The sequence below is a fragment of the Priestia sp. D51 genome, from assembly GCF_053345675.1.
Map to the genome: position 1 here is coordinate 26,497 of NZ_JBLTIR010000009.1, position 26,804 is coordinate 53,300.

The window sequence follows — 26,804 nt, forward strand, 5'->3', positions numbered from 1 at the left end:
AATAGTTGTTTATTCTAATACCAGTTGGATGCTTTGTCAACAAGAAAGATGACTTTCATTTATTTACCTTCTTCGAAAGAAGGTAATGAAACAGGTTCAATCGTCAACTTAGTATCCTTTTCTACATGCTACCTGAGTCCCTGCGGAAACCTAAATACGTTAAATGGATCGTACTTTTTATTTACTCTTTCTAACCGCTCTGCGTTGTCTCCAAAATACTCATACTCGTAGTTTCTAAGGTTGCTGATAGGGAAATTCACATAGGAGCCTTTCGTAATACGTTTAATATATTGAAATCGCTTATACAGCCACTCTCTGTTTGCTCGTGCAAACGCATCGTCTGTCCATACAGATTGAAAGCCCAGAATATATCTAGCGTTTCTGTAAAAGAAGGCCGTTTCTCTGTTACCAACACTGCGAATTTCTCCTCCTAGTGCATAAAAAGAAATCGCGGCGTAAACGGACCCTTCTGCTGGACGCTGTATGAGATCTGCAAGATTTTCAAGCTGGCCAACTGAATAACTTCTTTGCACAAATCTTCCCGTTGACTTAAATTTTTCAGACGGAGGATAGGTTGCTTCTATCTTTTGTACCGCTTCAAGAAAAGATAATGACTCTAGCTCGACTCGGAACCCCTCCACCTCTGCAAAAGGCTGCAAGATCTTTCGAGCTCTTTCTGGAGATCCGTAAAAGAAGCCGTTCGCAAATATGCCCAATCCTTCTCCTTCTGCATTATAAAAACTGGCAACTAGCGTCATACGTTTGTCCAATTCAGGCACCCACCTTTGCCATATATTCATCACTTGTACCTGTTTTTCTCTTGTAGTACCTACATAAAAGAAGCGAACAAGCGTCACAGAGCTGTTCGTCGGTTTTGGAAGCTGAAACGTCATGCTTGCCACAACGCCAAAATTACCGCCACCAGCACCTCGGCATGCCCAAAAAAGATCCGCGTTACACGATTTGTTTGCTTTAATAATCTTTCCTTCATAATTGACCAACTCTAGCTCTATCAAGCTGTCACAGCCTAATCCGTAAAGTCTGCTCGAAAGCCCCCAGCCTCCTCCGAGCGTAAAGCCAGACACCCCAACAGTCGGACACGTTCCTCCTGGAAACACATATCCATTCGAACCGATAAAATCATACACTTCCGTGTTCTTTGCTCCTCCCTCCATCTTTAAGATGTTCCGTTTCCTATCCAATTTCAATCCGTTTAACCGACTGATATCAATGACCAATACACAGTCACCCGTAGAATACCCTTCATAATGATGACCGCCAGATCGAATGCGAATGTTTACACGATGCTTGCGCGCCCATTGAATTGCATTTACAACATCCTGCTTTTTTTCACAGTACACAATCACAAGCGGAAATTTATCAATAGCACGATTCCACTCCTGACGAGTTTCCTCATAAATGGGGTCTTTCGGCGTTACCACTTCACCCGTAAGCCCTTTCAAAAACATTGAGTCCATTTGACCTCTGCCCCCTCTGTATATACTTTTTAGTAGTTTTATTAATATAGTATTCTTAGGGTGGTTGAGGGTGTGGGTTTTCAAGACTAGATTGGCGTTTATCATCTCTATAAAAAATGAAATTTCAGTTCATTTACTGAAATATAAGTACTAATAAAACTTCTTTTCGGTGCTCCGATGCTTTCTAAAACATAACTTTCCAATAATTCAAATTAGATATATTAGAATATTTTTTCTTCCAACAAGAGTTCAATTCAAATAAAAAAAGAGCAGAACCAAATCTGCCCTTTACTCTTCATCTATTTATTTCTTTAACGTCAAACTCACCACATTCTCCACATGCGCCGTATGAGGGAACATATCCACAGGCTGAATGTAATCCACGTGATAAGCCTTCGACAGCTGCTGCACATCTTTCGCTAATGTGGATGGATTACAAGATACGTAAACCACTTTCTTTGGCTTTACTTGTAAAATCGTTTTTAGAAGCTTGTCATCACAGCCTGTTCGCGGCGGGTCAACGACGACTACGTCTGGCTTCCATCCTTCTTTCACCCACTGCGGCATCCATTTTTCAGCTGGACCCGTCACATACGTGGCATGTTCAAATCCATGATCTTTGGCATTTTTTCGCGCGTCTACAATGGATTCTTCAATCGTGTCCATTCCGCGAATTTCTTTGGCATCTTTAGCAAGCCATAAGCCAATTGTCCCTACTCCGCAGTAAGCATCTACGATTTTTTCACTGCCTGTTAGCGCAGCTGCTTTTTTTACTTCTTCATATAGCTTCACCGTTTGGAGAGGATTCAGCTGGAAAAATGCACGCGCTGAAAGTTCGAATGAGATATCACCTAACGTTTCTTGAATCACCGACTTTCCAGCAAGTGTAAACGTTTCGTCTCCAAAAATAAGCGATGTTTTTTGACCGTTTACGTTTTGTACGAGTGATTTCACTTCCGGCAGGCGGCGCTGAATTTCTTTCATCAGCAGCTCTTTTTTCGGAATTTCTTTTTTAGCCGTAATCAAGACAATTTGAACTTCACCCGTTTCAAACCCTACTCGAGATACAATGGTACGCACAATTCCACGGCGTTTACGCTCATTGTAGATAGGAATTTGAAGGTCTTGTAAAATTCGTTTTATTTCTTTTGTCACGTGATTTGTAGCTTTATGCTGAATGGGACAGTTTTCAATATCAATCAAGCGGTGAGAATTCAGTCCATACAAACCAGCAATGACTTTTTGTTTGTCCACGCCGACTTGAAACTGAGATTTATTACGGTAGCGCCACGGATCTTCCATACCAATCGTTTGGCGAGTTTTTTCCTCTACTTTTTTTAATGAACTGTGACGTTCGAACGCTTGCAGAACAATATCCCGCTTGGATTCTAGCTGACCTTCATAAGATAAGTGCTGAAGCTGGCAGCCTCCGCACTGGTCGTAAATCGGACAGGGTGCTTCTACGCGATGAGGAGATTTTTTGCGAATTCGCTTGATTTTCCCTTCGGCAAACTTATGCTGAACATTTGTTGCTTCTACAACCACTTCTTCATTTGGCAATGCTCCCGGTACAAAGACGACTTGGCGCTTAAAATAGCCTACGCCTTCTCCATTAATGCCGAGTCTTTTTATAGTCAACGGAAACGTTTGTCCTTTTTGAACTTTCATTTCAGTTTTTGGTTTATTCATGAGACCAACTCCGATTAGTTTAAATTCTTTATATAGTTATTAACGGTCTTTAGCTGCTTAAAACCTATTGGACCGTATCGCTTTAGAAAAGACATCAACGCATATTATAACACTTCAACAGCAAAAAACCGACAGAAGAAATATTCCCGTCGGTTTTTATCTTTATTTCGTTTTAGAAGGACTTTTCTTCAATTGTTTACGTTCGTTCATTAAATCATCAATGCTTTTAAACGTATAGCCCTGCTTTTTTAAATCCACAATCGCTTGATCTAACGCATCTGCGTTATCCTTTGAAACGGTATGCAGAAGCATGATCGCACCTGGATGTATTTGAGTCATCATATTGTCGTATGAGTAGCGCCAGCCTTTTTGTTCATTCACTTTCCAGTCAACAAATGCTAGTGACCAAAATACGTTCGTATAGCCTTCTTGCTTTGAAAGAGCTAGCGTTCGTTCGCTAAATACGCCTCTAGGTGAGCGGAGATACTTCATTTCATCACGACCGGTAATATTCTTGTATTCATCTTTTACTTTTTGCAGTTCCTCTTTAAAACGTGCATCATCCACTTGAGTTAAGTCAGGGTGATGCCATGAATGATTGCCGACAATATGCCCTTCTTTTACCATTCGCTTAATTAGCTTAGGCTCTTCTTTTAAATAGTGTCCTGTTACAAAAAACGTCCCAGGAACCTTTCTTTTTTTGAGCACGTCTAATACCTGCGGGGTATAACCATTTTCATAACCGTTATCAAACGTTAAATAAATATTTTTTTTAGTTGTATCGCCGAGGTAAAACGCATCATACTTAGCAAGAATTTGTTCATAAGCTGTACCTGCGGATGCGGGCTTGTGATTTTTACTTTTTTGAAATCCCCAGCTGATCGGAGTATTTGGATACATTTGTGCTTCAACAGATGCTATGCCTGTTGACATCACGAATAAAAAAACGAGAAAAAAGGTGAACCGGCGCATAAGAAGCTCCTTTCGGAAGTCATTTTACGCTTAGTATCCACTCAATTTTCTCGTTCATGAACGTTACTTTTTACCATACGTTCCCGACGTATTTTTATTTAAATACCGGTTCTTTAAATTGCTCAAGCTTTTCAAATGAAGATTTGTCTACATCTGCATGCAAGCTGTTTCCGTGTGAATCCATCGTCACTACAGCTGTAAAACCTTCTACTTTTAAATGCCACATTGCTTCAGGAATACCGAACTGCATCAAATCAACGCCTTCTACGCTCTTGATACAATCAGCATAGTACTGCGCAGCTCCGCCGATAGCATTTAAGTAAACGCCCCCGTGCTCTTGAAGAGCAGCAAGCGTTTTAGGACCCATACCGCCTTTACCGATAACCGCGCGGATACCAAATTTCTTCATAATATCTCCTTGGTAAGGTTCTTCACGGATACTTGTTGTTGGTCCTGCAGCGGTTACGTGCCATTTTTCATCTTCGTCTTTTAACATAACCGGGCCACAGTGATAAATGATTTGTCCATTTAAATCAATTGGCGCATCGTGGTCTGTTAAATGTTTATGAATAGCGTCGCGTCCTGTGTAGATCATACCGTTGATGCGCACTACGTCACCAACTTTTAATTCACGAATTTGCTCTTCTGTAATAGGTGCTTGTAATACAACTTCTTTTGTTTCATCCGCATTTTGTTTCTCTTCTGCACCTGCATTTTTATTAAAATCTACTTCTTCGCCTTCTTGATACAGCCACTCTTGAACGCTTCCTGTATCAGCGTTGATTTTAATACCTAAGCGACGGTAAGCCCAGCAGTTATACGCAACTGACACATAGAAGCTAGCAGGAATACGATTGATTACGCCGACTTTACAGCCAAGTAATGTCGTTTCTCCGCCAAAGCCCATTGTACCGATTCCTAGCTTATTAGCATTTTCCATTACATACTCTTCTAATTCTTTCAGCTGAGCGTTTGGATTTTCGTCATCTAAGTTTCGGAACAGCTGCTCTTTTGCTAATTCATAGCCTGTTGTACGGTCGCCACCGATTCCAACACCAATGACGCCGGCGCTACAGCCTTGGCCTTGCGCTTGGTATACTGAGTGCATCACACATTTACGAATACCGTCTAAATCACGGCCAGCTCGGCCTAACCCTTCTACTTCACAAGGCAGGCTATACTGAATGTTTTTATTTTCACAGCCGCCGCCTTTTAAAATAAGACGCGCATCAATATAGTCATTTTCCCACTGTTCAAACTTAATAACCGGCGTGCCTCCGCCTAAATTATTACCGCTGTTTTCTCCCGTTAACGAATCTACAGAATTAGGGCGAAGCTTTCCGTGCTTTGTTGCTTCTTCAATTGCCCAATAAATCGCTTCTTTAATTTGAAGCTGATTCACTCCTACAGGGGTTTTAATTTTAAATGTTGGCATACCTGTATCTTGACAAATTGGCGATAAATTATCATCCGCCATCTTAATATTATTGGTAATGGTCGCTAAAGACATTGCTGCACGCGTTCCTGCATTTTCACGCGCTTTTGCCTTTGCGATAGCACGTCGAACGTCTTTTGGCAATTTTGTAGATGTTTCAACAATTAAATCGTACATGCTTTGTTTTAAAGCTTCAATCATCACTTAATTCCTCCCATATCCCGCTAATGTATGTATTTATCTATCTGTCGTACAACTTTCAAAATTTATTATACTCCTTCAAAAATTGTTTCGAAAGACCTTTATAGGAGGATTTCCACTTCAAGCAAAAAAGCGCTAGTTTTTCTAGCGCTTTTTTCTTCTTCATTCTTTATCTTTTTTAAACTGCTCACATTTTGCTTCTAGGTCATCAATCATTGTAATCAAACGGTCAATATCTTCTAGATCTGTGTTTTCAGGCTCCATAGAGTCTAATACATGTACAAACATATTTAAACGATCTTTTAAATAACGTACTTGTGAATCTTTATCTCGAACGGCGTTTCCCATTTTAAACCCTCCTGATGTAGCTTTTCATTCGTATTTCCTTATATCCTAACGAATACTTTCATATTTGACAACTAAAAGCAATAAAATCCATAATAGTCACTGGTGTCCGTTTTGAATGGGACGTATAATTTAGTCTAGCAGGACGGACCGTGAGATGTTTTCATCATCATTTCACTTTACGGAAAAATAAAAGGAGTTTTTTTATGGCCACTTTACAACGAATTACCCCGGAATTCGATCCGTGGGAAGCGTATTTAGATATGAAACAATATGGCAAACCGACGCTCACAAACGTTGAATTTACAACAACGACGCTTTGTAATATGCGATGTGAGCACTGCGCAGTTGGATATACGCTGCAGCCAAAAGACCCAAACGCACTGCCTCTTGATTTAATTTTAAAACGTCTCGATGAAATTCCAACACTTCGAGCGTTAAGCATCACGGGCGGAGAGCCTATGATGTCTCTATCTTCTGTGAAAAATTATGTGGTGCCTTTATTAAAGTATGCACACGAACGAGGTGTCCGTACACAGATTAATTCAAATTTAACATTAGATCTTGCTCGTTACGAACAAATCATTCCTTATTTAGATGTTTTACATATTTCTCACAACTGGGGAACGATGGACGATTTTGTGGAAGCTGGCTTTGCAATGATGGAGCGAAAGCCTACTTATGAGCAGCGCGCCAAATATTTCGACCGTATGATTGAAAACAGCCGCGCGCTTGTAAAAGCAGGTGTAACGGTATCAGCTGAAACGATGTTAAATAAACGTACGCTTCCTCATATGGAAAAAATTCATCGTCAAATTGTGGATGAAATGCTTTGTCAACGTCACGAAGTACACCCTATGTATCCAAGTGACTTTGCCAGCACCTTAGAGACATTATCTCTTCCTGAAATGCGTCAAGCGATTCATCACCTTCTTGATATTCGAGATGAAAATGTGTGGATGCTATTCGGCACGCTGCCGTTTTATGCATGCAGTAATAACGAGGAAGACTTAACGCTTTTACAGCGCTTGTATAGCAGTAAAAATGTAACCCTTCGAAACGATCCTGACGGACGTTCTCGCCTAAATGTAAATATTTTCGACGGAGATATTATCGTAACTGATTTTGGTGATACGCCTCCTCTTGGCAACATTCAAGATACAAAGCTTACAGACGCTTTTGATACGTGGCAGCAAAGCACAATTTCTAAAGAACTTAGCTGCCATTGTTCAGCGGTCTCTTGTTTGGGACCTAATATTTTGGTAAAAAACAGCTATTATCAAGATACTGATTTTAGCAAACTCCAAGCGAACATTACAAAATAACAAAAAGAGATTCCACCACTGGAATCTCTTTTTTGTTATCTCGGCTGATCGTAAGCCCCGAAACTTAAGGAGACATAATCTTGTACTGGAATCCATGCTCCAATTCCTTGAGACGTTACATTTCTCACCACAATTGAACGCTTGCTGCCTTTTACCGTTACATATACTTCCCCATACGTTACTTTTCCCTTTTCACTTACAGCAGGCGTGTACGCATAGAGATAACCTACTTTTTTAGGAGCTACGTTATACACCTGGTCTTTTTTCGTTCCGGCACCTACAAACGTTTGAAATGATAAAGTGAGCTTTGTTTTTTTAGCTGCTTCAATTAGCATCATTTGTTTAACATGATCAGGCTGAGGCACTTTTGCCGTTAATCCGCCTTTTACATGGCTTTGATTTTCCTGACTGTACATCATTTTGTACTGAGTTTTTCCTGCTCTGTTATCATAATGATTCGTATTGATTCGTTGGTGCTGCCAGTTAACGTTTGTTTCTGTTGATTCATAATTTAACGGCCACTGTCCTAAAAAAATGGTTGCTCTAAATCCAATTGCCCATGGAGTTTTAGAAATGTTTGATTCATTTAATATACGAATTAAATCAGGGTTTTCAATTTTTACATTTGACGTTTCAATGAGCTCTTTTGTGAACTCACTCGGCTGCAAATAAGGCGTGTCTTGACTAGCATTTGGATACGTATTTTCTTTTGAAATATTTAAAGCTGAAGAAGGCACGTTGATGGTAGGCTGAGCTGTTTTTGCAATGGCGATCTTCGTTGAACATGAAAACGAAATAATGATGGTAAACACAAATAAAAGCAATTTACGTAACATCTAGAAACTCCTTTCAACATCGTTAATGAATGCAACCATAGTTTTTTCAAACATCCCCTGTTTTATCCTGAATACCAAAAGGGAAATTCTTCTATTCACTCACAAAAAAGAAACGTCCACATAAAGTGAACGTTTCTTTTTTAAATGAGATAAAAACCAATTCCCATAATAATATAAGCACCTAAAAGAGTTGCGCCTTCAAACCAGTTTGTATCTCCGTCATTAGAAATCGCAATCGTTAAAAATACGGCTGTTACCATCGCAATCAACTCAGGCCAAGTAAAAACAAGAGACATTTGGCTTTCGAACATTAGCGAAACAAGTACTAATATTGGTGCTACAAACATCGCTACTTGTAAAGTTGATCCAACAGCAATTTCAACAGCTACACCCATGCGATTTTTAACGGCCATAATAATAGCGGAAGCATGCTCTGCCGCGTTCCCAACAATCGCTACAATGATGACCCCGATAAACAGCTCACTCCAGCCAAAGCTTTCCGAGACAATTTCGATTGTACTTACCAAGCTTTCGGATACATAAGCCACCGCTAACGTAGACAAAAAGAGAACCGCAATCGCTTTCCACATTGACCACTCTGGCTCCTCATGTTCTTCCACTTCTTCACTTTTATGCTGATACACGCCTCGATGCGTGACCAGCTTAAATAATAACGCCGCTAAGTATAAGATGATGAGAATAATGGAAATTCCGACACTTAGAGACATGGTCTTCGCTTCGTCCATTTCGCTAGCAAACACTTCAGGAATAACAAACGCAACGATAACGGCAAAGATCAATAATCCAGAATTATGTCTTGCATCATAGACATTAAATTCTTGACGCTTAAATTTAAGTCCCCCGATAAAGAATGAAAGACCGCCTACAAGAAGGAGATTTCCTAATACAGAACCGGTTAACGATGCAAGCACCACGGCTGTAAGGCCTTCTTTTAAAGCAAAAATCGAAATAATTAATTCTACAGCGTTACCAAAGGTAGCATTCAATAGACCGCCTATTCGAGGACCAGCTACAACAGCTAAGCTCTCTGTAGCTCTTCCCATAAAAGCTGCGAGGGCAATGATTGTTAAACAGTAAATAATAAACATAAGAACATCTGACCAGTGCATCATGTGCCCAATAACAGATAGCGGCACCCCAAGAATAACCGCTATCAGAAAAATCCGATTGATCATCGATATGTACACCTACCTTATTCATTTTTTGACAACAAAATCAATCATATCAAATTAATGGAATCTGTATAGACTCACCGTCAATGTTAGTATTTTTAACCTATTTTTATAAATGATAAACCTCTAATTGATTTTTGATTAAGATATTTAAAAATCAGCCAAACTACCAAGGATAATGAGATAGAATGAGGAGTGAAAAAATGAGTAATGATGTAAAAAACCAAATTTTATCGGTACTGGATGACTATACAATCGGAACGTTAGCTACGATTCAAGATGGAAAACCTTATTCACGCTTTATGATGTTTTTTCATGAAGATCTCGTGCTTTACACCGCCACCAATAAAGATACCCACAAAGTCGAAGAACTAGAAAAAAACCCTTACGTTCATATTTTGTTAGGCTATGATGGGCAAGGTTGGAGTGATCCGTATGTAGAGGTAGAAGCCAAAGTAAATGTAGAAACAAACGAAGAGTTAAAAAAGAAATTTTGGAATGAAAAGTTAAAAGAGTGGATTAAAAGTCCAGATGACCCAAATTTTTTGCTTCTTCAGCTGACTCCTGAACGCATGCGCTATTTTGATAAAGCCGGAAGCAAACCAAAAGAAATATAAAAGTGGACAATGTCCACTTTTATTTTATTTCGAAGGTTTCTGTCACTTCTATACTGTCAATAACTGACTGTAGCATTGAACAATTTTTTCGGGCTAGCTCAATCGATTTTTCAATTTTGTCTAATGGCAGGTCTTTTCCCGTGATGATATAGTGCAAATGAATTTTTTCAATTCGCCCCGCTTTTTCATCATTGCGCGTTACATCAGCTTGGATGCGTAAATCGGAAAAAGCGATTCTTTTTTTCTCTAGAATCTTTCTTAACACGCCTCCGCTGCACACGGCAATGGATGATGTCATTAGCTGATACGGACGAAAGCCATGCTCTTCATCTCCAGCGATATGTAGCTCTCCATAAGGAAAATCTGTCGTAAACCCCGCCTCTTTTTTCATGTTAAATTCCATTTTCTTCACTCCTTTCCTTCATTATAAACCGTTTTTTATATAACCAACTACTCTCACTATAGATCACTTGTTACACCGCGGTTTATTTCCGGGCACCATCACAATAAAAAAATCCGAACGAAGTTGATTCTTGATCAAGAATCAACTTCGTTCGGATCTTCCTTCAACTAATATACTTTTGTCCTAGCCTTTTGTATGACTCCGTATTAAATTAATTTTCCAGCGCGAATATCATCCGTCATTCCTTCGTAAGGCGCTTGAGCGATAACTTCCTCATTGTTTACTCCGACATTTGTGATGAATGTAATGTCAGCAAATTCGGGAACCACGTATTTCGGATATGTTTCGTATTTTTCACGGGATTCATGCATTAAATCAAGATAATCATTTTGATAGCACACGGTAATTTCAGGATGTTCATGTACCCATTTTGGGAAGAAAATAATTCCGTGCATGCGTTTTTCATCAGGCATAAAGTTCAAAGATACATCTGTCCCCGTTGGTTCAGTCCAAGATACTTTATATACACCTTCTGTTAATTTCACAATATCTACTTTTTGGTCACGAACCCATCGTCCTGCCACCATTCCGCTATGAATACGATAATCGATTGTATTTTCGTTTTTAATATAGATTTCATATTCCCATCCGTTTTCGTATGTGTAAATCATATGATTTCCAATAAATTTTTCCATGTCTATACCTCTCCTTTGATTTGATTTATAAAACTTCGTATATGTCTAGCACAACGCTTTCTGGGTTTCTTACAGCAGCGCCTATAAACATGCGGTACTGTAACCACTTATACTTTGCACTTCCAGTTTCAAAGACAGGAATCGTACGAAAGTAAACGTGCTCTGGGGGTATAATTTCACCTTCAGCAGCCTGTTCTCTAAACTCTTCACTAACCTGACGTATTCCATTGTTTTCAATATAAATAAGTTCATCATCTTCTGTTTGAATGACATATCGTGCAGATAAATCGACGCGGCCATCCCAACGAATAATTTGAGAATCCGCTCCACTTGGAAGAATTAAGCCTTTTATTTCCCCGTCTGCAGTACCTGACTTAATGGGAATAAACTGTTTTTTTCCTAATCCTGTATGACCAATAACGACGGGTGTACCAACATTAATTGTGAATGTTGCTATTTTCTTCAGCCCTGGTTCTATCATAGCAATCACCTCTTAATTGTAAATAAAAACATGTAAATATTTACACGTTTTATTCTACTCCCCTTACATAAAGATGTCAAATGGACAGCACGGCCTGTTTATATCCTTGTCAATAAAGCGTTTTCCTTGTACGATTAAACAGTTGGATTGACAAAATATAGATAAAAAGAGGTTAAATGCTATGGGTGCTACTCATCAACAACGTTTCTGGATTTTAGTTAGCCTTGTTGCCATTTCTGGATTCAGCCAAGGCATGCTGCTTCCTTTAATTGCTATTATTTTTGAGAAAGATGGTCTTTCCTCTACTATAAACGGATTAAACGCAACTGGATTGTACCTGGGCATCTTATTTATTTCTCCTTTCATGGAAGCGCCGCTTCGCAGATACGGATACAAGCCAATTATCGCAGCAGGAGGACTTTTAGTTATTGTATCTTTAGCTTTGTTTCCCCTGTGGAAATCTGTTGTATTTTGGTTTGTGCTCCGTTTATTTATTGGAATAGGAGATCACGCGCTGCACTTTGGAACTCAAACGTGGATTACATCGTCTTCCCCTGCTGATAAAAGAGGTAGAAACATTTCACTGTATGGGCTCTTTTTTGGTATTGGTTTTGCTGTTGGTCCTTTAATGACGCCGTTAATTGAAATTAATCAAGCGCTGCCTTTTATGATTTCTTCTGCTCTATGTCTTCTAACGTGGGTATTTTTATTTTTGATAAAAAATGAATTTCCCCTTCAGGGAGTTGAGGTTAATTCATTAAAAGAAACGGCTAAGCGATTTTCTAAAGCGGCTAAATATGCTTGGATTGCTTTTTTACCGCCTTTTGGATATGGTTTTTTAGAGTCATCACTGAACGGCAGCTTTCCTGTATACGGTTTACGAATTGGATTGCAAGTAGAGTTTATTTCACTGTTGCTGACTTCCTTTGCAGTTGGGGCTATTGTGTTTCAGCTTCCTCTTGGCATACTGAGCGATAAATTCGGACGGAAATTGATATTAGGATGGATTTTATCAATTGGAGCCGTGACTTTTTTTACAGCAAGTCTCTTGGAAGACACCGCTATTCCATTAGTAGCGTGTTTATTTATAGCAGGCATGGTTGTAGGTTCTACGTTTAGTTTAGGAATCAGCTATATGACGGATTTGATTCCTACTCGTCTGCTTCCTACAGGTAATTTACTATGCGGCATTGCTTTTAGTATCGGAAGCCTTGCCGGTCCTTACATAGGCGGTACTTTTATTCAGTTCTTTCATCATGTCAGCTTTTTTAATATTATTAGCGGGATGCTTGGCTTTATTTTTATCCTTCTTTTTGTATTCGGACAAAAAATGCCTATGCAGCAAAAAACAAGCGAGAACTTATAAGTTCTCGCTTGTTTTTAAACTTTTAGCGTCCGGTGCTGAAGAGCTGATTTTTCAATTTGTATCGTCGTATGCTCAATACCACAGTGATCGTGTACTAAATCAATGGCTTTTTGCAAAATCTGCTGACAATCTTTTTCATCTTCTACGTGCATATGACAGCTCAATGAGTCCAGTCCTGAAGTGATCGTCCAAATGTGTAAATCATGCACATCTTTGACTCCTTCAATGTTTTCAAGAAGGTTTTTTATTTCACTGTGATCCACTCCTTCAGGAGAGCCTTCCATCAAAATATGAACGCTATGAGCAAGCACGCCCCAAGCGCTTTTTAAAATTAATACAGACACAACTACAGAAATAATCGGATCAGCAATATACCATCCAAACAGCATCATAAGAAGTCCCGCTACAATAGCTCCAATAGACCCTAAAGCATCTCCCAATACGTGTAAGTAAGCGCTGCGCAAATTTACATTTCCTTTTACATCGCCTTGTCTCATAAGTGACCATGCGCTGATTAAATTAGCGAGTAAACCAACAGCAGCAATCAGCATCATGCTGCCACTTGCTACAGACTGCGGCTCCAGTACGCGCTGATAGGCTTCATAAATGATAAACCCTGCTATTACAAACAGTGCCACTCCGTTAAAAAGAGCCGCTAATATTTCAAAACGATAATAACCGTACGTTTTTTTAGCCGAAGCAGCTCGGTTAGCAAACCATATGGCTACGAGGCTAAGAGCAAGTGAGCTTGTATCAGACAGCATGTGTCCGCTATCGGATAATAGCGCTAAACTATTTGTAAAAAGCCCTCCAACAAACTCAAGAACCATAATACCCGCGGTGATAATTAGTGCAATTAACAGACCTTTTTTGTTGCCTTCACGCTGTGTATCAAAATGGTGATGATGACCATGATGATGATGGTGGTGATGATCATGACTCATGCAAAGCCCCTCCTTCTAATCGTTATGTGCGCATTCTACGTGCTGAATCACTTGATGCAGTATTCCAACCACGTGTTCATCGTCGTACGTATAGAAATACGTATTCCCTTCACGGCGATATTTTACTAAACGTAAATGACGCAAGTGAGTTAACTGATGTGAAATAGCTGATTGTGAAACACCAAGCACTTCAACCATATGACCGACTGAACATTCTTCTTGAAATAGCAAATAGAGAATCTTCATTCTCGTAGGATCTGAAATAGCTTTTAGTATTCTTGATGCTTCTTCTACTGTTTGAGGTGATAAAAACGAATGTTCATCTTTTTTCATAACATCTCTCCGTTCATTATATGCAAGTATATGAGCATATGTTCATATATAAATTATAAAGTACCTTTTTCTCTATAGTCAATTATTTACGTCTTTCAAAATTTTTTTGCCTATTTTTAAAAAAAATCCACACAAAATACTTTTTCTGTTATATAATACAATTAAATATAATAAACTGTATTAAAACAGATGGAGAGGAGAATAATAAATGAGCAGACAAGAACGTAAAAACATGATTACATTTATTGAAACAATGAAGGGGATTGACCGTGAAACCTTAATGTACATGACGGATGCCGATATCGAGCACATTTACACTTCCGCTTATAAATATTATGAAGAGCATTTAGATATGTAGTACGTTTTTTACAGAATGCAGACGTCCAGCTGCATTCTGTTTTTATTTTTTAAGCATTAGTTGTTACCTCCTTGCTTGTTCCGTGCTATACTATACTAAATATCCCAATTCAAAAGATAATAAATGGAAAAAGTTTGCTGCTATCGCTGAGATGGCAGCTTTCGTGCTTTTTTAGGGGTAATGATTGTGATTATTTTTCTCAATTATCGTTCAAGGAGGATTTGTATGGAAAATGCGTTACCTAAAAAACAAGAACAAACGCCGCAAACATCTTCTGCTGTCAACGTATTAAAAACACATGGTGAACTCATTGCTGCACTGTTGAGCGGAGTCCTTATTTTAGCCGGCTGGCTGATTTCAAAACAGCAGGATACAGCTGTATCTATTACGCTCTTTGTATTAGCTTATGTGATAGGTGGATTTGCTAAAGCAAAAGAAGGCATTGAAGAAACGATTGAAAATAAAGAATTAAACGTCGAAATGCTAATGATTATTGCTGCCATTGGAGCGGCTGTAATTGGCTACTGGACAGAAGGTGCTATGCTTATTTTCATTTTTGCACTAAGCGGTGCATTAGAAACGTACACCATGAATAAAAGCAACCGAGAAATTAGCGCCTTAATGAATTTGCAGCCGCAAGAAGCAACGCGGCTGATTGGAGACCAAGAAGAAATTGTCTCCATTTCAGATTTACAAATCGGAGACTTGCTGTTAGTTAAGCCGGGTGAACGAGTGCCATCCGATGGTATTGTTGTCTCAGGTCAAACAACGATTGATCAGGCGGCTATTACGGGTGAATCTGTTCCCGTACTAAAACAGCTCGATGATGAAGTATTCGCGGGCACGGTGAATGTGAAAGGCGCCATTACCATTAAAATGACAAAGCCAAGTGCTGAGACGCTGTTTCAAAAGATCATTCAACTTGTTCAAACGGCTCAAAGTGAAAAGTCTCCTTCTCAATTGTTTATCGAACGATTTGAAGGCACATACGTAAAAATTGTTCTATCGGTTGTGGCAGTTATGCTGTTTCTCCCCCACTATGTGCTTGGATGGAGCTGGACCGAGACATTTTATCGAGCAATGATTCTCTTAGTTGTAGCGTCTCCTTGCGCCCTAGTTGCATCTATCACCCCTGCTTCGCTGTCTGCTATTTCAAACGGAGCAAAAAAAGGAATTTTGTTCAAAGGCGGCGTGCATTTGGAAAGGTTAAGCCATTTAAGCGCAATTGCTTTTGACAAAACAGGCACGTTAACAAAAGGAAAGCCAGAAGTGACAAATGTTATTGTACGTTCTGATATAAACGAACAGGAATTTCTTATTAAAATAGCATCAATTGAACGTCAGTCTAATCATCCGCTTGCTCAATCCATTGTTGACTTTGTGAAAAACAAGCAGGAATTGACGCTCGTTCAGCCAGATTCACTTGAAGACGTTCCCGGATACGGTGTGATTGGGTCTCTTCAAGGAGATACGTGGAAGATAGGAAAAGCAGATTTTGTAGGTAAAGAAGAAGCAGCTGAATTTGAAAATGGGATTTCATCTACGCTTGCCAGTGAAGGAAAAACGATTGTGTACGCAAAAGACCAGCATGGTATTGTGGGATTGCTTGCGCTAAAAGACGTTGTACGAACAGAAGCTGTAGAAGCTGTTAAATCTCTTAAAGAGCAGGGTATTCATACCGTCATGATTACAGGAGACAGCGAAAAAACAGCCGAGGCCATTTCAAAAGAATGTGCCGTCGATGAATACATTGCAGAATGCTTGCCTGAAGCGAAAGTAGATAAAATTAAAGCGTTAAAAGAAAAATTCCCTACCGTTTCAATGGTGGGAGATGGTATTAACGATGCACCTGCTCTCGCTACTGCTAACGTTGGAGTAGCTATGGGAGAAGGAACGGATGTGGCACTTGAAACGGCAGATATCGTTTTAATGAAAAATGATTTATCAAAAATTTCGGATGCAGTAGCTCTTTCCAGACGAATGAACTCAATTGTGAAGCAAAATGTTATTTTTTCTATTGCCGTCATCTTTTTATTAATTTGTTCGAATTTTTTCCAAGTGCTTGATATGCCATTTGGTGTTATTGGTCACGAAGGCAGCACCATTTTAGTTATCTTAAACGGCCTTCGCTTGCTAAAATCTTAACGAAAATAAGCCTAACGTATTTGTTAGGCTTTTTATTATGGAAATCAATGCCTTAATGGTAACCGTTTTGTCCATTTTGGCTGTTGCTTGTTTTATGCTTTGGCTGGCTCTTTTTATTTTGTTTTGTATTGCTTCCATCTTTTTTTGTATGCTTTGTCATGATGTAAAACCTCCCTTTCACTTTGTTAGTATGCTCATATCTTGCGAATGATTTCATCCCAATTTGTGACTATGAAGATTTGACTCGGCGGTCGTAGAAAATAGCGTTAATTTCTCCTCCAATAACGATAATCATACCCGATAGGTACAGCCAAATAAGCAAGATAATAATTCCGCCCAAGCTTCCATATGTAGCCGTATAGTTATTGAAATGATTTACATAGTACGCAAATAGCATCGATACCACTGTCCATCCGACCGTAGCAAAAGCCGCTCCTTTTACAACATTTCGAATCAGCAGCTTTTTATTAGGAGCAAAGTAATACAACCCCGTAAAAACAGTAAACAAAATGAGACCGCTGATAATCCAGCGGGAAGCAGACCATAAAGCGAGAAAAGTTTCTGAAAATCCAAACGTAGACGATAAATAAAGACCAATCATATGACCAAAAACAGGAAGTAAAAGCGCTACAATAATAACAAATATCATCGCAAAAGTAAGGAGAACTGCCATGCCTCTCGCCACTAAAAACGGCCGATTTTCTTGTACGTGATACGCTCGGTTAAATGCCCTTACGATCGCATTAATTCCATTTGAAGCAGACCACATCGTGGCAATGATACCAAAGGACAATAGTTTTTCATTATGAGAACCAATGATATGAGAAACGTTGCTTTCAATCATGTGCAGCGTTTGCTGTGGCGCTACATTTTCGACCAAGTCAAGCAGATCTGTTGATTCCAATGGCAAAAATCCAATCAGCGTAATTAAGAAAATTAAAAAAGGAAATAGCGAGAGCAGCAAATAATAAGCCAATTCAGCTGATAAGCTGGGCAGCTCATCTCGATGAATGCGGCCCATCAGTTCTTTTCCAAACTTTACGATGTTATTTATGTATATTCCAGCCATATGTGCCTCCTTATTTATTTTTGTTCATCACCATACTTCTCTACAAATGCTTCTTTTGTATCGTTTACAATTTCCATCACCTGAGGGGTTGTTTCTTTTAACTTTTCTACTTTTCCCGCTACAAATGATACATCTTCAGAAACTTGCTCAATGGTCGTACGGATCGTTTCATATTTCTCTTTCACAGTATCCGTCACAAGTTCAGGATGCTGAATAAGAGTTTTTGTTTTGTCTTTCAGTTTTTTACTTCCTTGAATGACGGAACGTCTGGTTTCTTTATCAAATAAAGAAACAGCTCCTCCTATAATTGCTCCAATGACCATACCTTCTACTAGCTTATTTCGTTTACCCATTTGTCGTTTCTCCTCCGTTTTTTATTTTTTAAGTATCACTTATTCTGAGAAATGCTTCTCTATAATTTCGTCTAAAAGAGCCTTGCATCCTTCTTGAACTAAGTCATATACTTCGTCAAAATTTCCCGTGAAATAAGGATCAGGCACATCTTCAATATGTAAATCGGGCACAAAATCCAAAAGTCTTGCAATATAACCTGTTTTAGTATGTCCAGCCATCCTTCTCAGATTTCCTACATTTTCGATATCCATTCCAATAATATAATGGAATTTAGCTACATCCTCTTGAATCACTTGTCTTGCTGTTTGCCCTTTAAAATCAATGTTGTTTTTCGTTAAAATAGACTGCGTCCCTTCATGAGGAGGATTGCCTTTGTGCCAGCCTCCTGTGCCTGCAGAATCTACGTGAATTTGTCCTTCTAGCCCTTTTTTCTTCACCATATCTTTAAAAACCGCTTCTGCCATCGGTGAACGACAAATATTTCCCAAACAAACGAATAATACGTTAATCATAGTCTCGACTCCTTTCCCTTATTACAAACATTATATACAATCATTTTTAAACTAAAAAATAGTTTTCTTTTATTTATATCGTTTCCACTCTTCTGTGGATAAGAACCTGACATAAAAGTGTTCACACGATAAAAACATGTTACAATAAAAAAAACGCAACTGGAAGGATGAACAAAGTGGATTTATCAGTAAAATCTCCAGAGAATATTAAACATATGGTCGATAGCATTAGTGAAAAATTGCGCATGCTAAATATCGGAGCAATTAAAGCTGAAGCTTTTGACGAAGAAATGTATGAAGACTTAAAGTACTTATACGATATGGTAATGAGAAAAGATTCTTTTAGCCCAAGTGAAATGCAAGCGATCGCGGAAGAATTAGGTACACTGCGTAAACAAGCTTAATGACAACTCCGTCAATGACTAATAGCCATTGACGGTTTTTTCTACATTTTTTTCTATACATGAATGCTGCACCTTTTAGCGAGCAAATAAGAGTTAAATCGTTTACATACACATAGATGAAATATTCCCAAAAATCTTTCTTTTTTATTAGGAATTGACGTTTTTATTATTTGTCTATAGAATGTATCGAAATACCTAAAGCTCGTATAGTCTTGGAAATAGGGTCCAAGAGTTTCTACCGAACTACCGTAAATAGTTGGACTACGAGGGTTGAACATCATTCATACTGCATTTTTATTCTTCTTTATGTTCTCCCTTACATAGTCCTTCATTGTTATTCAGTTATACAATGAGAGGAGTCACATTCATGTCAAATACAAAAACAACCTTAAAAAAACAGCTTGCTGTTGCCAATAAAAAAATACCTGCAGATCTTGTAGTGAAAAACGGGAAAATTATCGATGTCTTTACGCTTTCCATCATCGAAGCCGATATTGCGATTGCAGATGGAGTGATTGTTGGAATAGGTCAATACGATGGGAATAACGTCGTGGATGCAAAAGGAAAATACATTTCTCCTACATTCATTGATGGACACGTTCACATTGAATCATCAATGGTTACACCTAAAGAGTTCTCAAAACTTCTTGTACCTAGAGGCGTCACAACTGTCGTAACGGACCCTCATGAAATTGCGAATGTTTCAGGGAAATCTGGCATTGAATTTATGCTTCAAAACTCGGATTCCATTCCTTTAGACGTATTTGTGAACTTACCTTCAAGCGTTCCAGCAACTCCTTTTGAAAGCTCTGGAGCCGTCTTAAAAGCAGCTGACTTAGCGCCATTTTTCTCTCACCCTCGCGTGCTTGGATTAGCAGAAGTGATGGATTTCCCTGCTGTGCGAGATGGAGATAACGATATGCTCGATAAATTACAAGCAGCTAACGATGCAAATGGTGTAATTGATGGGCACGGCTCAGGGTTAGATGCTACGGGCGTTAATATTTATCGTACCGCTAACATTTCAACAGATCATGAATGCGTAACAGCAGAAGAAGCAATTGAACGTATTCAGCGCGGGATGTATGTTCTGATCCGCCAAGGTTCTGTCGCTAAAGATTTGAAGCAATTATTACCCGCTGTAAATGAACGCAACGCACGCAGATTTTTATTCTGTACAGATGACAAACACCTAGATGATTTATTAACGGAAGGTTCTATTGATTATAATGTTCGTTTTGCTATTGAACTCGGGCTGGATCCGTTAATTGCGATTCAAATGGCTTCATTAAATGCCGCTGAATGCTACGGGTTAAAAGATAGAGGTGCGGTTGCTCCTGGTTACAAAGCCGATTTTATTCTGCTGGACGACTTAACCGATATATCTGCAGCACATGTTTATCAAAACGGAGAGCTCATTGCTGAAAATGGAGAGATGCTGTCTGTTCAAGAAGAACAAATTGATCTTCCGACAGAACTAATGAATTCTGTTCATTTGAAAGAGTTCTCTATTAACAAACTTACGATACCACTTCAGCACAATCGGGCTAATATTATTGAAATTAATCCAAACAGCCTGCTTACAAATCATATTGTAGAAGAAGTTCAAGTGAAGCAAAACGAATTTCAGCCTTCTGTAGAAAACGATCAGCTGAAAATGGCTGTTGTTGAGCGCCATCATTTAACAGGGAATATTGGTCTGGGGATCGTAAAAGGCTTTCAGTTAAAAGACGGAGCGATTGCTACTACGATTGCTCACGATTCACATAACATCGTAGCGGTAGGAACAAATGACGAGGATTTAGCAAAAGCAATTGCGGCAATTGAAGAAATCGGCGGAGGTATTGTTATTGTAAAAGGCAATGAAGTGATTGGCTCCCTCCCTCTTTCCATCGGAGGATTAATGTCACCTCATCCTTACAATGAAGTGAACAGCTTACTTAAGCAGCTTCACGGAGCTCTTCATGATCTCGATATCTCACAGAAATTCAATCCGTTGCTGACTTTATCTTTCTTGAGCTTACCTGTTATTCCATGTCTAAAATTAACCGACAAAGGATTATTTAACGTAAAAGAATTTAAGCATATCCCTGTTCAAGCATAAAATAAAAAGGACTCTTTCGAGTCCTTTTTATTTATACCCTTTAGACGGAGTAGTTCGAGTTTTACGATTTTTATAATGACGATATCCTTCTTTTAACAGGATAGGAAAAACAGCGACTAGAATTTTTTTTACTATACGTCCCAATTTAAGGCACTCCTTTACGTGTTCTTACTTTACTATACCCAAATTGGACAGCTAAAAACGCAAAAAAGAGCAGGTATATCCTGCTCTTTTTGTATTACTTACCGATAAATTGTTGAGTCCAGTACGTAGTATCACCTTTTACGTATCCAACACCAATTTCAGTAAAATCAGGGTTTAGAATGTTTTTGCGGTGACCGTCACTATTCATCCAAGCATTCATTACATCCTCAGGAGATTGCTGACCTTTTGCAATATTTTCACCTGCAGTTGTATATTCAATGCCAAATTGTTTCATCATATCAAATGGTGAACCATACGTTGGTGAATTGTGGTCAAAGTAACCTTTATCCATCATATCTTTTGATTTAGTGCGTGCAACGTCACTTAATTCTTTGTTAAGTGTTAAAGGCTTTAAACCTTGTTTTTGACGTTCTTGGTTTACTAAATCTACTACTTTTTGTTCAAATTGACTAGCATCTTTTGTTTGTTCTGCTTTATCAGTATTTTCTGATTGTTGAGCTTTTGTGTTTTGCTGTGTTTGCTCAGGAGCTTTTGCCTCTTCACTTTGCTCTGGTGCTTTTGCTTGTTCCTGTGGAGCTGCTTCAGCTTGCTCTGGTGTTTGTGTTTCTTGTTGTGGAGCTTCTGCTTGAGCAGATTGTCCTTGAGCGTTAAATTTCTTTAATAGCTCATCTACATTTATATTTTGTGCTGCTTGAGCATCTTTAATGGTAATTTGTTTTGGAGTGTTGCAATCAGGAGCTGCTGCATTTGCTTGTCCTGCTGTTAGTAATCCTAATGATACGGCACCTGCGACAGTGGCAATACGAAACCTTTTCTTCATGTTTGAAATCCTCCTATGTGATAATAAAGTTTTTTGTAAAACCGCAACGCATCTAAGCTTGTAGCAAGCCAATCTCGTGATGCACCCTCATTGTTGCATGAAAACTATGAAACTCGCAACGCCTTTTAAGCTACCAAAATTATACTCACACTTATGTAAAAAATATTTCGATTATATTACGCGGCTTCCATCTATTGATAGTAAAAGGTTTTCATATACTTTGAGAAACAGCTCCATCCAATGCGGTAATATAACTGTAAATTCCTCGTCAAAAACGTTACATACAAAAAAGGCGACAGCAGAGTGGTAAATCACCCTGTTATCGCCTTTTACAGAAAGTTTTACTAATATTATTTACTTATTTTAAGACGTTTACTGATTCACGTACGAATGCTTCCATATCATCTGGTGTACGGCTTGTAACTAGTTGATTACCGCATACCACAACTTCTTTATCATGGAAGTTTGCGCCTGCATTTTTCAAATCAATAGCAATTGATTTGAAACCAGTTACGTCACGTCCTTTTAATGTTTCAGCATTGATTAGCAGCTGTGGCCCGTGACAAATAGCCATAACCGGTTTGCCTTCATCCATAAATGATTTTGTAAAAGCTACGACTTGATCGTCCGCACGCAAGATATCTGGTGAGAAGCCTCCGGGTAAAAACAATGCGTCAAAATCTTCTGGTTTTACATCGGCAATTGCTTTATCAATTGTTAATGTTGTTTCGCCTTGTTTACCTGTTACTTCGCCTGTTTTCACATCGATTTTTGTTAGCGTATGGCCTTCTTCTTCAAAGGCTTTGGCTGGATCTGTATATTCCACATCTTCAAATAAATCTGTTACTAATACTGCAATTTTCTTACTCATTCTAAGCAACTCCTTAATTGATTTGTGTACTAATGTTCTATAAATAAAATACCCGTACACTATTCTTTTAAACATGGTTTATGAGTAAAAAACTTTTCTACAATAATCTAAAAACACAGTGTAGGTTTTTATAAATCAGACATTCAAAACAAATTAAATGTCTGAAACGTCGTCTCTTCTGGAACTGGATACACATCTCTACCTGCAATTACGTTCAGAATACGCTGATTACGCTGAACGGATAAACCAAGATTTGTTGCGCCAGATCCGTGTGAATGTTCAATGTTAGTTAACGTAAAAAAGTGGTGGTTACGGGGTTGTTTAAAGACAAGCCGGTAATCTTTTGTGACGTTGAAACGCTTGTCATCTTCCCATTCGATATCATCTTTTATTCGTTCGATGAACGGCGAAATCTTTGGCTTATAGCCCGTGGATAATATCAAACGATCCGCTTCGTATTGAAAAGAGCGATCAGCCTTTAATTGTTTACACTCCAGCTCATATCCATTTGCTTTTTTATGAATGTCACTTACTTCAGTCGAAGCTTGAATCGTAACGGGTACTCTTCCTTTAAGTGAACGATGATAGAGTAAATCATAGATTTTCGTTAAGGTAGAAGATTCAATTCCGTGACGTAGGGGGTTTAAATCTTCTACCGTGCTTGTACGTTCCTCAAAAGACAGCGAATGAAAGTAATCTACATAGTCTGGCGAAAATAACTCTTGAGCAAGCTTGGATTGATCAAGCTGAAAAAAATTAGAGGATCTTGTAAACCATGTAAGGTGGTAATGATGTTCAGTCTGTTCTTCTAGTAAATCCAGAAAAATCTCGGCAGCACTTTGCCCTGAACCAACGATCGTTACATGCTTTCCTTTTTGAATCTCTTCTTTTTTATGTAAATAGCCGCTGCTGTGTAAAATATGCTCATTTAGCTTTTCTTCAAAAGCCGGAGGCACAAGTGGAATGCTTCCTGTTCCCATTACAACGTGTTTAGCATTTACCGTTTGAATTCCCTCAGGTGTTTCTACCTTTACTTCATAATACTCTTCTTCATTTTTTGGTATCACATCCACAACTTTTGAAGAAAAGTGGCAGGAAGATAGCTGCTCCGCTACCCATTTCGCGTACTCGTTGTATTCTTGACGCGGAATGTCAAAACGATTAAAGAAAAAGAACGGATACAAGCGCTTTTGCTTGTGAATATAATTTAGAAAAGAATAGGGGCTTGTTGGATCTGCAAATGTAACTAAGTCTGCTAGAAACGGAATCTGCAAGTCCGTGCCGTCAATTAACATGCCCGGATGCCATTCAAATTTCTCTTCTTTATCAAAGAAGACTGCATCAATTTCATCAAGAGGCTCAGCAAGGGCCGCTAAGCCTAAATTAAAAGGGCCTATTCCTATTCCCACCATGTCATACTGCTTATTTGTCATCTTTAAACTCCCTTTCATAAAAAAAGCTAACAGTATTGTCTACTGTTAGCTTTTTACCCTTTTTCCATACATTTATGCGGAAGGAGTCATACTCATTTTCGGGCCAAACGATTCATACATGATATTTTCTTGGGAAATGCCCATTTCATCTAGGCCTTCTAACACCATTTGTGTAAATGAAGAAGATCCACAAACATAATAATATGCATGTTTATCGCCGACATATTTAGCTAGCTCTTTTTTAGTTAAGCGACCATACGTTATGTTTTCATCATGCTGATCTGTTTGCGCTTGACTATAGAAAACGTGCTGTTCAAACGTATATGTCTCTGACAACGATTGAAGCTCTCGTTTCATTGCATGAAACTGCTCATTTTTAGCACTGTGAATAAATGTTACTTCTTGATTGTTTTCCAATGCTTGATGAAGCATTGACATCATTGGAGTAATTCCTACACCTCCGCTGATAAATACTGATTTATTATTTTCTTTTAAGACAAAATCTCCTGCTGGAACGCTGACTTCAAGCAAGTCTCCTTCTTTCAATTGATCATGTAAATACGTTGACACGACCCCGTCTTCCATTTGTTTTTCTTTTTTCACCGTAATTTTATAGTATGGTTGGTTTGGATAGCCAGATAAGCTGTACTGGCGAATGGATAAATATTCTTGACCAGGAATTCGTACACTCACGTACTGACCTGGCAGAAAAGCAGGCAGTGCTTTTTGATCAGGTGATACTAAATAAAACGAGTACACGCCTTCTGCTTCTTTTACTTTTTTATGAACCATTAGTTTTTTATAATCTTTCCATCCTTTTTCTTCAGCTTCTTCATATAACTCTTGCTCCACACTTATGAATACGTCTGCAATGGCACCGTAAGCTTCTTTCCAAGCTTCCATAATCTCATCGGTCGCAGCTTCTTTTAAAACATCTTTAATTGCCTTTAATAAGAACTCGCCGACAATTGGATAGTGCTCTGCTTTCACGCCGATACTGCGATGTTTATGGGCGATTTGCTTCACAACTGGAAGCAGCGTTTCAAGCCGATCGATGTACTGCGCAGCGGCATAAACTGTATTAGCTAACGCCATTTGCTGACGTCCTGTTTTTTGATTTGTTTGGTTGAATACATTTTTTAAAGAAGGATACTGTTCAAAAAGCATTTCATAAAAACGAGTTGTGATTGCTTGCCCATGCTTTTCTAAAACAGGAACTGTACTTTTTACAATAGAAATAGTTGTTTGTTTCATAACTTTCGCCTCCGAAAGATTCATTTTTAAAAGATATATTTTTAATACATCTTTATGATACTCATATCCTACTTAAAAAGATATATTTTATATACACATTTAAAGAAATGTTCACAAATTCACCCTGTCAAAAATGTGAGCATTCTTTCTGTATTTCTTAGATATAGACATGCTATTATAGATATATCAGCTGCTGATAAGAGAAGAGGTAAAAAGATGAGGCTCACACAATATACAGATTACTCACTGCGAGTTTTATTATATTTAGGCGTTCGCGATAATAATAAACTAAGCAATATAAAAGAAATTGCTGAAGCGTATAATATTTCAAAGAACCATCTTATGAAAATCATTCACGAACTTGGAAAACTTGGCTTAATTGAAACGATACGAGGACGAAACGGCGGTATTCGTTTAGCTCAGCTTCCAAAAGACATTAATATTGGCAAAGTGGTACGTCAAACTGAAGAAGATTTTCATATTGTTGAATGTTTTGACCGTGAAGGAAACTTCTGCATTATTAGCCCCGTCTGCAAGTTAAAAAGTGTTTTGCATGAAGCCATGCAAGCCTTCATTAAAGTGTTAGATCAGTATACATTAGAAGATCTAATCCAAAATAAAGACGAATTAAACCTCCTCCTCCTATCTCAAAAAAACGAGGAATGAACAAACTAAAATTCACCTGAAATCATTCTCGTTTTTTTGACCTTTTTCCCTTTCATCATAAAATAAAAGATGTTACAATGAGGCACGTATTGGAAAGACAAGATGTCTCCATTCGAGCAGACAATGAACCTCATTCTGTTCATCCTAAAAAAATGACGAAAGGGTGTTTGAGTATGCACGTAGGAAGCAAAGGTTGGTATGTTGAGGAACTTAAAAAACGAGGAGTTCGCAACCATGAAGGCCGCAAAGTGGAAAAGTACAAAACATATGTACTTGCTAACTTGCTTGATAAACACAAAAATTAATTAACGTGTAAAAAGAGAGTACAAATTTGTA

The 26,804-nt window shown here is 38.5% G+C and carries 28 protein-coding genes and 1 riboswitch; of the genes, 9 read left to right on the top strand and 19 right to left on the bottom strand.

Annotated elements, in window-relative coordinates; translation table 11 throughout:
- Window positions 1-128 precede the first annotated feature (128 nt).
- From ACNHOZ_RS24480 to ACNHOZ_RS24500, 5 genes are all read right to left on the bottom strand, one after another.
- On the bottom strand, window positions 129-1,478 hold the full coding sequence (locus tag ACNHOZ_RS24480; protein WP_048021561.1) for an FAD-binding oxidoreductase: 1,350 nt from the start codon (window positions 1,476-1,478) through the stop codon (window positions 129-131).
- Between the two features lie 303 nt (window positions 1,479-1,781).
- Entirely contained in the window at window positions 1,782-3,167 is a 1,386-nt protein-coding gene (rlmD, locus tag ACNHOZ_RS24485; protein WP_048021563.1) for a 23S rRNA (uracil(1939)-C(5))-methyltransferase RlmD, read from the bottom strand.
- 162 nt (window positions 3,168-3,329) lie between these two features.
- Window positions 3,330-4,139 carry a delta-lactam-biosynthetic de-N-acetylase gene (gene pdaA, locus ACNHOZ_RS24490; RefSeq protein WP_048021564.1) on the bottom strand — a complete coding sequence of 270 codons (810 nt, stop codon included), beginning with the start codon at window positions 4,137-4,139 and terminating at the stop codon, window positions 3,330-3,332.
- A 94-nt stretch (window positions 4,140-4,233) separates the two neighbouring features.
- Complete coding sequence (locus tag ACNHOZ_RS24495; RefSeq protein ID WP_098627107.1) at window positions 4,234-5,775, bottom strand: fumarate hydratase; 1,542 nt, start codon at window positions 5,773-5,775, stop codon at window positions 4,234-4,236.
- Between the two features lie 162 nt (window positions 5,776-5,937).
- Window positions 5,938-6,123: an SE1561 family protein gene (locus ACNHOZ_RS24500; protein ID WP_013081532.1), complete on the bottom strand. Its 186-nt coding sequence runs from the start codon at window positions 6,121-6,123 to the stop codon at window positions 5,938-5,940.
- A 203-nt stretch (window positions 6,124-6,326) separates the two neighbouring features.
- On the opposite strand from ACNHOZ_RS24500, the gene yfkAB reads away from it, so the two are divergent.
- Complete coding sequence (yfkAB, locus tag ACNHOZ_RS24505) at window positions 6,327-7,445, top strand: radical SAM/CxCxxxxC motif protein YfkAB (protein WP_048021566.1); 1,119 nt, start codon at window positions 6,327-6,329, stop codon at window positions 7,443-7,445.
- Between the two features lie 35 nt (window positions 7,446-7,480).
- On the opposite strand, the gene ACNHOZ_RS24510 is transcribed toward yfkAB, so the two are convergent.
- Window positions 7,481-8,281, bottom strand: a complete 801-nt coding sequence (locus ACNHOZ_RS24510; RefSeq protein ID WP_028412446.1) for a YfkD famly protein — start codon at window positions 8,279-8,281, stop codon at window positions 7,481-7,483.
- A 140-nt stretch (window positions 8,282-8,421) separates the two neighbouring features.
- On the bottom strand, window positions 8,422-9,477 hold the full coding sequence (gene cax / locus ACNHOZ_RS24515; RefSeq protein WP_048021568.1) for a calcium/proton exchanger: 1,056 nt from the start codon (window positions 9,475-9,477) through the stop codon (window positions 8,422-8,424).
- A gap of 200 nt (window positions 9,478-9,677) precedes the next feature.
- Here cax and ACNHOZ_RS24520 point away from each other — a divergent pair, with 200 nt between their 5' ends.
- Window positions 9,678-10,091 (top strand): pyridoxamine 5'-phosphate oxidase family protein, encoded by a 414-nt coding sequence (locus ACNHOZ_RS24520; RefSeq protein ID WP_034263743.1) that lies wholly within the window; start codon window positions 9,678-9,680, stop codon window positions 10,089-10,091.
- Between the two features lie 19 nt (window positions 10,092-10,110).
- Here the strand turns inward: ACNHOZ_RS24520 and ACNHOZ_RS24525 are convergent, their stop codons facing one another.
- The 3 genes from ACNHOZ_RS24525 to ACNHOZ_RS24535 all read right to left on the bottom strand — a co-directional run bounded on the left by ACNHOZ_RS24525 (window position 10,111) and on the right by ACNHOZ_RS24535 (window position 11,670).
- Window positions 10,111-10,494 carry an OsmC family protein gene (locus ACNHOZ_RS24525; protein WP_034263756.1) on the bottom strand — a complete coding sequence of 128 codons (384 nt, stop codon included), beginning with the start codon at window positions 10,492-10,494 and terminating at the stop codon, window positions 10,111-10,113.
- Window positions 10,495-10,700: 206 nt separating this feature from the next.
- On the bottom strand, window positions 10,701-11,189 hold the full coding sequence (locus ACNHOZ_RS24530; RefSeq protein ID WP_048021570.1) for a phenolic acid decarboxylase: 489 nt from the start codon (window positions 11,187-11,189) through the stop codon (window positions 10,701-10,703).
- A gap of 25 nt (window positions 11,190-11,214) precedes the next feature.
- On the bottom strand, window positions 11,215-11,670 hold the full coding sequence (locus tag ACNHOZ_RS24535; protein ID WP_048021572.1) for a DUF3237 domain-containing protein: 456 nt from the start codon (window positions 11,668-11,670) through the stop codon (window positions 11,215-11,217).
- 181 nt (window positions 11,671-11,851) lie between these two features.
- Here ACNHOZ_RS24535 and ACNHOZ_RS24540 point away from each other — a divergent pair, with 181 nt between their 5' ends.
- Complete coding sequence (locus tag ACNHOZ_RS24540; RefSeq protein ID WP_033580744.1) at window positions 11,852-13,036, top strand: MFS transporter; 1,185 nt, start codon at window positions 11,852-11,854, stop codon at window positions 13,034-13,036.
- Window positions 13,037-13,050: 14 nt separating this feature from the next.
- Here ACNHOZ_RS24540 and ACNHOZ_RS24545 read toward each other — a convergent pair whose 3' ends face one another.
- Both ACNHOZ_RS24545 and ACNHOZ_RS24550 read right to left on the bottom strand, forming a co-directional pair.
- Window positions 13,051-13,980 carry a cation diffusion facilitator family transporter gene (locus ACNHOZ_RS24545; RefSeq protein WP_048021574.1) on the bottom strand — a complete coding sequence of 310 codons (930 nt, stop codon included), beginning with the start codon at window positions 13,978-13,980 and terminating at the stop codon, window positions 13,051-13,053.
- Window positions 13,981-13,995: 15 nt separating this feature from the next.
- The gene (locus tag ACNHOZ_RS24550) at window positions 13,996-14,313 is read right to left on the bottom strand and encodes an ArsR/SmtB family transcription factor (protein WP_034267028.1); all 318 of its coding nucleotides are present in this window, start codon (window positions 14,311-14,313) and stop codon (window positions 13,996-13,998) included.
- A gap of 208 nt (window positions 14,314-14,521) precedes the next feature.
- Here ACNHOZ_RS24550 and ACNHOZ_RS24555 point away from each other — a divergent pair, with 208 nt between their 5' ends.
- Window positions 14,522-14,671, top strand: coding sequence for a BH0509 family protein (locus tag ACNHOZ_RS24555; protein WP_013055132.1), 150 nt, complete (start codon window positions 14,522-14,524; stop codon window positions 14,669-14,671).
- Between the two features lie 225 nt (window positions 14,672-14,896).
- Window positions 14,897-16,816 (top strand): heavy metal translocating P-type ATPase, encoded by a 1,920-nt coding sequence (locus tag ACNHOZ_RS24560; protein WP_034267025.1) that lies wholly within the window; start codon window positions 14,897-14,899, stop codon window positions 16,814-16,816.
- Window positions 16,817-17,045: 229 nt separating this feature from the next.
- On the opposite strand, the gene ACNHOZ_RS24565 is transcribed toward ACNHOZ_RS24560, so the two are convergent.
- The 3 genes from ACNHOZ_RS24565 to ACNHOZ_RS24575 are packed head-to-tail and all read right to left on the bottom strand — an operon-like array spanning window position 17,046 to window position 18,751.
- A complete protein-coding gene (locus ACNHOZ_RS24565; RefSeq protein ID WP_034267022.1) occupies window positions 17,046-17,885 on the bottom strand; it encodes a YihY/virulence factor BrkB family protein in 840 nt (279 codons plus the stop codon).
- A gap of 14 nt (window positions 17,886-17,899) precedes the next feature.
- Window positions 17,900-18,238, bottom strand: a complete 339-nt coding sequence (locus ACNHOZ_RS24570; RefSeq protein WP_048021576.1) for a hypothetical protein — start codon at window positions 18,236-18,238, stop codon at window positions 17,900-17,902.
- Between the two features lie 39 nt (window positions 18,239-18,277).
- Window positions 18,278-18,751 carry a low molecular weight protein-tyrosine-phosphatase gene (locus tag ACNHOZ_RS24575; protein WP_048021578.1) on the bottom strand — a complete coding sequence of 158 codons (474 nt, stop codon included), beginning with the start codon at window positions 18,749-18,751 and terminating at the stop codon, window positions 18,278-18,280.
- A gap of 176 nt (window positions 18,752-18,927) precedes the next feature.
- Here ACNHOZ_RS24575 and ACNHOZ_RS24580 point away from each other — a divergent pair, with 176 nt between their 5' ends.
- Window positions 18,928-19,155, top strand: a complete 228-nt coding sequence (locus ACNHOZ_RS24580) for a DUF1128 domain-containing protein (RefSeq protein WP_013055127.1) — start codon at window positions 18,928-18,930, stop codon at window positions 19,153-19,155.
- Between the two features lie 182 nt (window positions 19,156-19,337).
- A riboswitch (purine riboswitch) is annotated at window positions 19,338-19,439 on the top strand.
- A gap of 83 nt (window positions 19,440-19,522) precedes the next feature.
- Window positions 19,523-21,259 (top strand): adenine deaminase, encoded by a 1,737-nt coding sequence (gene ade, locus ACNHOZ_RS24585; RefSeq protein WP_048021580.1) that lies wholly within the window; start codon window positions 19,523-19,525, stop codon window positions 21,257-21,259.
- A gap of 238 nt (window positions 21,260-21,497) precedes the next feature.
- Here the strand turns inward: ade and ACNHOZ_RS24590 are convergent, their stop codons facing one another.
- The 4 genes from ACNHOZ_RS24590 to hmpA form a co-directional block, all read right to left on the bottom strand.
- Entirely contained in the window at window positions 21,498-22,244 is a 747-nt protein-coding gene (locus ACNHOZ_RS24590) for a CAP domain-containing protein (RefSeq protein ID WP_048021582.1), read from the bottom strand.
- A gap of 358 nt (window positions 22,245-22,602) precedes the next feature.
- On the bottom strand, window positions 22,603-23,115 hold the full coding sequence (locus tag ACNHOZ_RS24595) for a type 1 glutamine amidotransferase domain-containing protein (RefSeq protein WP_013081517.1): 513 nt from the start codon (window positions 23,113-23,115) through the stop codon (window positions 22,603-22,605).
- A 143-nt stretch (window positions 23,116-23,258) separates the two neighbouring features.
- On the bottom strand, window positions 23,259-24,548 hold the full coding sequence (locus ACNHOZ_RS24600) for a lysine N(6)-hydroxylase/L-ornithine N(5)-oxygenase family protein (RefSeq protein ID WP_048021584.1): 1,290 nt from the start codon (window positions 24,546-24,548) through the stop codon (window positions 23,259-23,261).
- 72 nt (window positions 24,549-24,620) lie between these two features.
- Window positions 24,621-25,802, bottom strand: coding sequence for an NO-inducible flavohemoprotein (gene hmpA, locus ACNHOZ_RS24605; protein WP_048021585.1), 1,182 nt, complete (start codon window positions 25,800-25,802; stop codon window positions 24,621-24,623).
- Window positions 25,803-26,018: 216 nt separating this feature from the next.
- On the opposite strand from hmpA, the gene ACNHOZ_RS24610 reads away from it, so the two are divergent.
- Together ACNHOZ_RS24610 and ACNHOZ_RS24615 are read left to right on the top strand one after the other, a co-directional pair.
- Window positions 26,019-26,468, top strand: a complete 450-nt coding sequence (locus ACNHOZ_RS24610; RefSeq protein WP_028410145.1) for an Rrf2 family transcriptional regulator — start codon at window positions 26,019-26,021, stop codon at window positions 26,466-26,468.
- A gap of 173 nt (window positions 26,469-26,641) precedes the next feature.
- On the top strand, window positions 26,642-26,773 hold the full coding sequence (locus ACNHOZ_RS24615) for a YflJ family protein (RefSeq protein WP_016762840.1): 132 nt from the start codon (window positions 26,642-26,644) through the stop codon (window positions 26,771-26,773).
- Window positions 26,774-26,804: the final 31 nt, after the last annotated feature.

Coding starts and splice junctions, on each gene's coding strand:
- ACNHOZ_RS24570 (WP_048021576.1), bottom strand. CDS start 18,238: ATGGGTAAACGAAATAAGCTAGTAGAAGGTATGGTCATTGGAGCAATT.
- rlmD (WP_048021563.1), bottom strand. CDS start 3,167: ATGAATAAACCAAAAACTGAAATGAAAGTTCAAAAAGGACAAACGTTT.
- ACNHOZ_RS24565 (WP_034267022.1), bottom strand. CDS start 17,885: ATGGCTGGAATATACATAAATAACATCGTAAAGTTTGGAAAAGAACTG.
- ACNHOZ_RS24530 (WP_048021570.1), bottom strand. CDS start 11,189: ATGGAAAAATTTATTGGAAATCATATGATTTACACATACGAAAACGGA.
- ACNHOZ_RS24480 (WP_048021561.1), bottom strand. CDS start 1,478: ATGGACTCAATGTTTTTGAAAGGGCTTACGGGTGAAGTGGTAACGCCG.
- ACNHOZ_RS24500 (WP_013081532.1), bottom strand. CDS start 6,123: ATGGGAAACGCCGTTCGAGATAAAGATTCACAAGTACGTTATTTAAAA.
- ACNHOZ_RS24535 (WP_048021572.1), bottom strand. CDS start 11,670: ATGATAGAACCAGGGCTGAAGAAAATAGCAACATTCACAATTAATGTT.
- ACNHOZ_RS24610 (WP_028410145.1), top strand. CDS start 26,019: ATGAGGCTCACACAATATACAGATTACTCACTGCGAGTTTTATTATAT.
- ACNHOZ_RS24525 (WP_034263756.1), bottom strand. CDS start 10,494: ATGGAATTTAACATGAAAAAAGAGGCGGGGTTTACGACAGATTTTCCT.
- ACNHOZ_RS24575 (WP_048021578.1), bottom strand. CDS start 18,751: ATGATTAACGTATTATTCGTTTGTTTGGGAAATATTTGTCGTTCACCG.
- ACNHOZ_RS24495 (WP_098627107.1), bottom strand. CDS start 5,775: ATGATTGAAGCTTTAAAACAAAGCATGTACGATTTAATTGTTGAAACA.
- ACNHOZ_RS24550 (WP_034267028.1), bottom strand. CDS start 14,313: ATGAAAAAAGATGAACATTCGTTTTTATCACCTCAAACAGTAGAAGAA.
- ACNHOZ_RS24545 (WP_048021574.1), bottom strand. CDS start 13,980: ATGAGTCATGATCATCACCACCATCATCATCATGGTCATCATCACCAT.
- cax (WP_048021568.1), bottom strand. CDS start 9,477: ATGATCAATCGGATTTTTCTGATAGCGGTTATTCTTGGGGTGCCGCTA.
- ade (WP_048021580.1), top strand. CDS start 19,523: ATGTCAAATACAAAAACAACCTTAAAAAAACAGCTTGCTGTTGCCAAT.
- ACNHOZ_RS24510 (WP_028412446.1), bottom strand. CDS start 8,281: ATGTTACGTAAATTGCTTTTATTTGTGTTTACCATCATTATTTCGTTT.
- yfkAB (WP_048021566.1), top strand. CDS start 6,327: ATGGCCACTTTACAACGAATTACCCCGGAATTCGATCCGTGGGAAGCG.
- hmpA (WP_048021585.1), bottom strand. CDS start 25,802: ATGAAACAAACAACTATTTCTATTGTAAAAAGTACAGTTCCTGTTTTA.
- ACNHOZ_RS24520 (WP_034263743.1), top strand. CDS start 9,678: ATGAGTAATGATGTAAAAAACCAAATTTTATCGGTACTGGATGACTAT.
- pdaA (WP_048021564.1), bottom strand. CDS start 4,139: ATGCGCCGGTTCACCTTTTTTCTCGTTTTTTTATTCGTGATGTCAACA.
- ACNHOZ_RS24555 (WP_013055132.1), top strand. CDS start 14,522: ATGAGCAGACAAGAACGTAAAAACATGATTACATTTATTGAAACAATG.
- ACNHOZ_RS24615 (WP_016762840.1), top strand. CDS start 26,642: ATGCACGTAGGAAGCAAAGGTTGGTATGTTGAGGAACTTAAAAAACGA.
- ACNHOZ_RS24590 (WP_048021582.1), bottom strand. CDS start 22,244: ATGAAGAAAAGGTTTCGTATTGCCACTGTCGCAGGTGCCGTATCATTA.
- ACNHOZ_RS24540 (WP_033580744.1), top strand. CDS start 11,852: ATGGGTGCTACTCATCAACAACGTTTCTGGATTTTAGTTAGCCTTGTT.
- ACNHOZ_RS24595 (WP_013081517.1), bottom strand. CDS start 23,115: ATGAGTAAGAAAATTGCAGTATTAGTAACAGATTTATTTGAAGATGTG.
- ACNHOZ_RS24560 (WP_034267025.1), top strand. CDS start 14,897: ATGGAAAATGCGTTACCTAAAAAACAAGAACAAACGCCGCAAACATCT.
- ACNHOZ_RS24600 (WP_048021584.1), bottom strand. CDS start 24,548: ATGACAAATAAGCAGTATGACATGGTGGGAATAGGAATAGGCCCTTTT.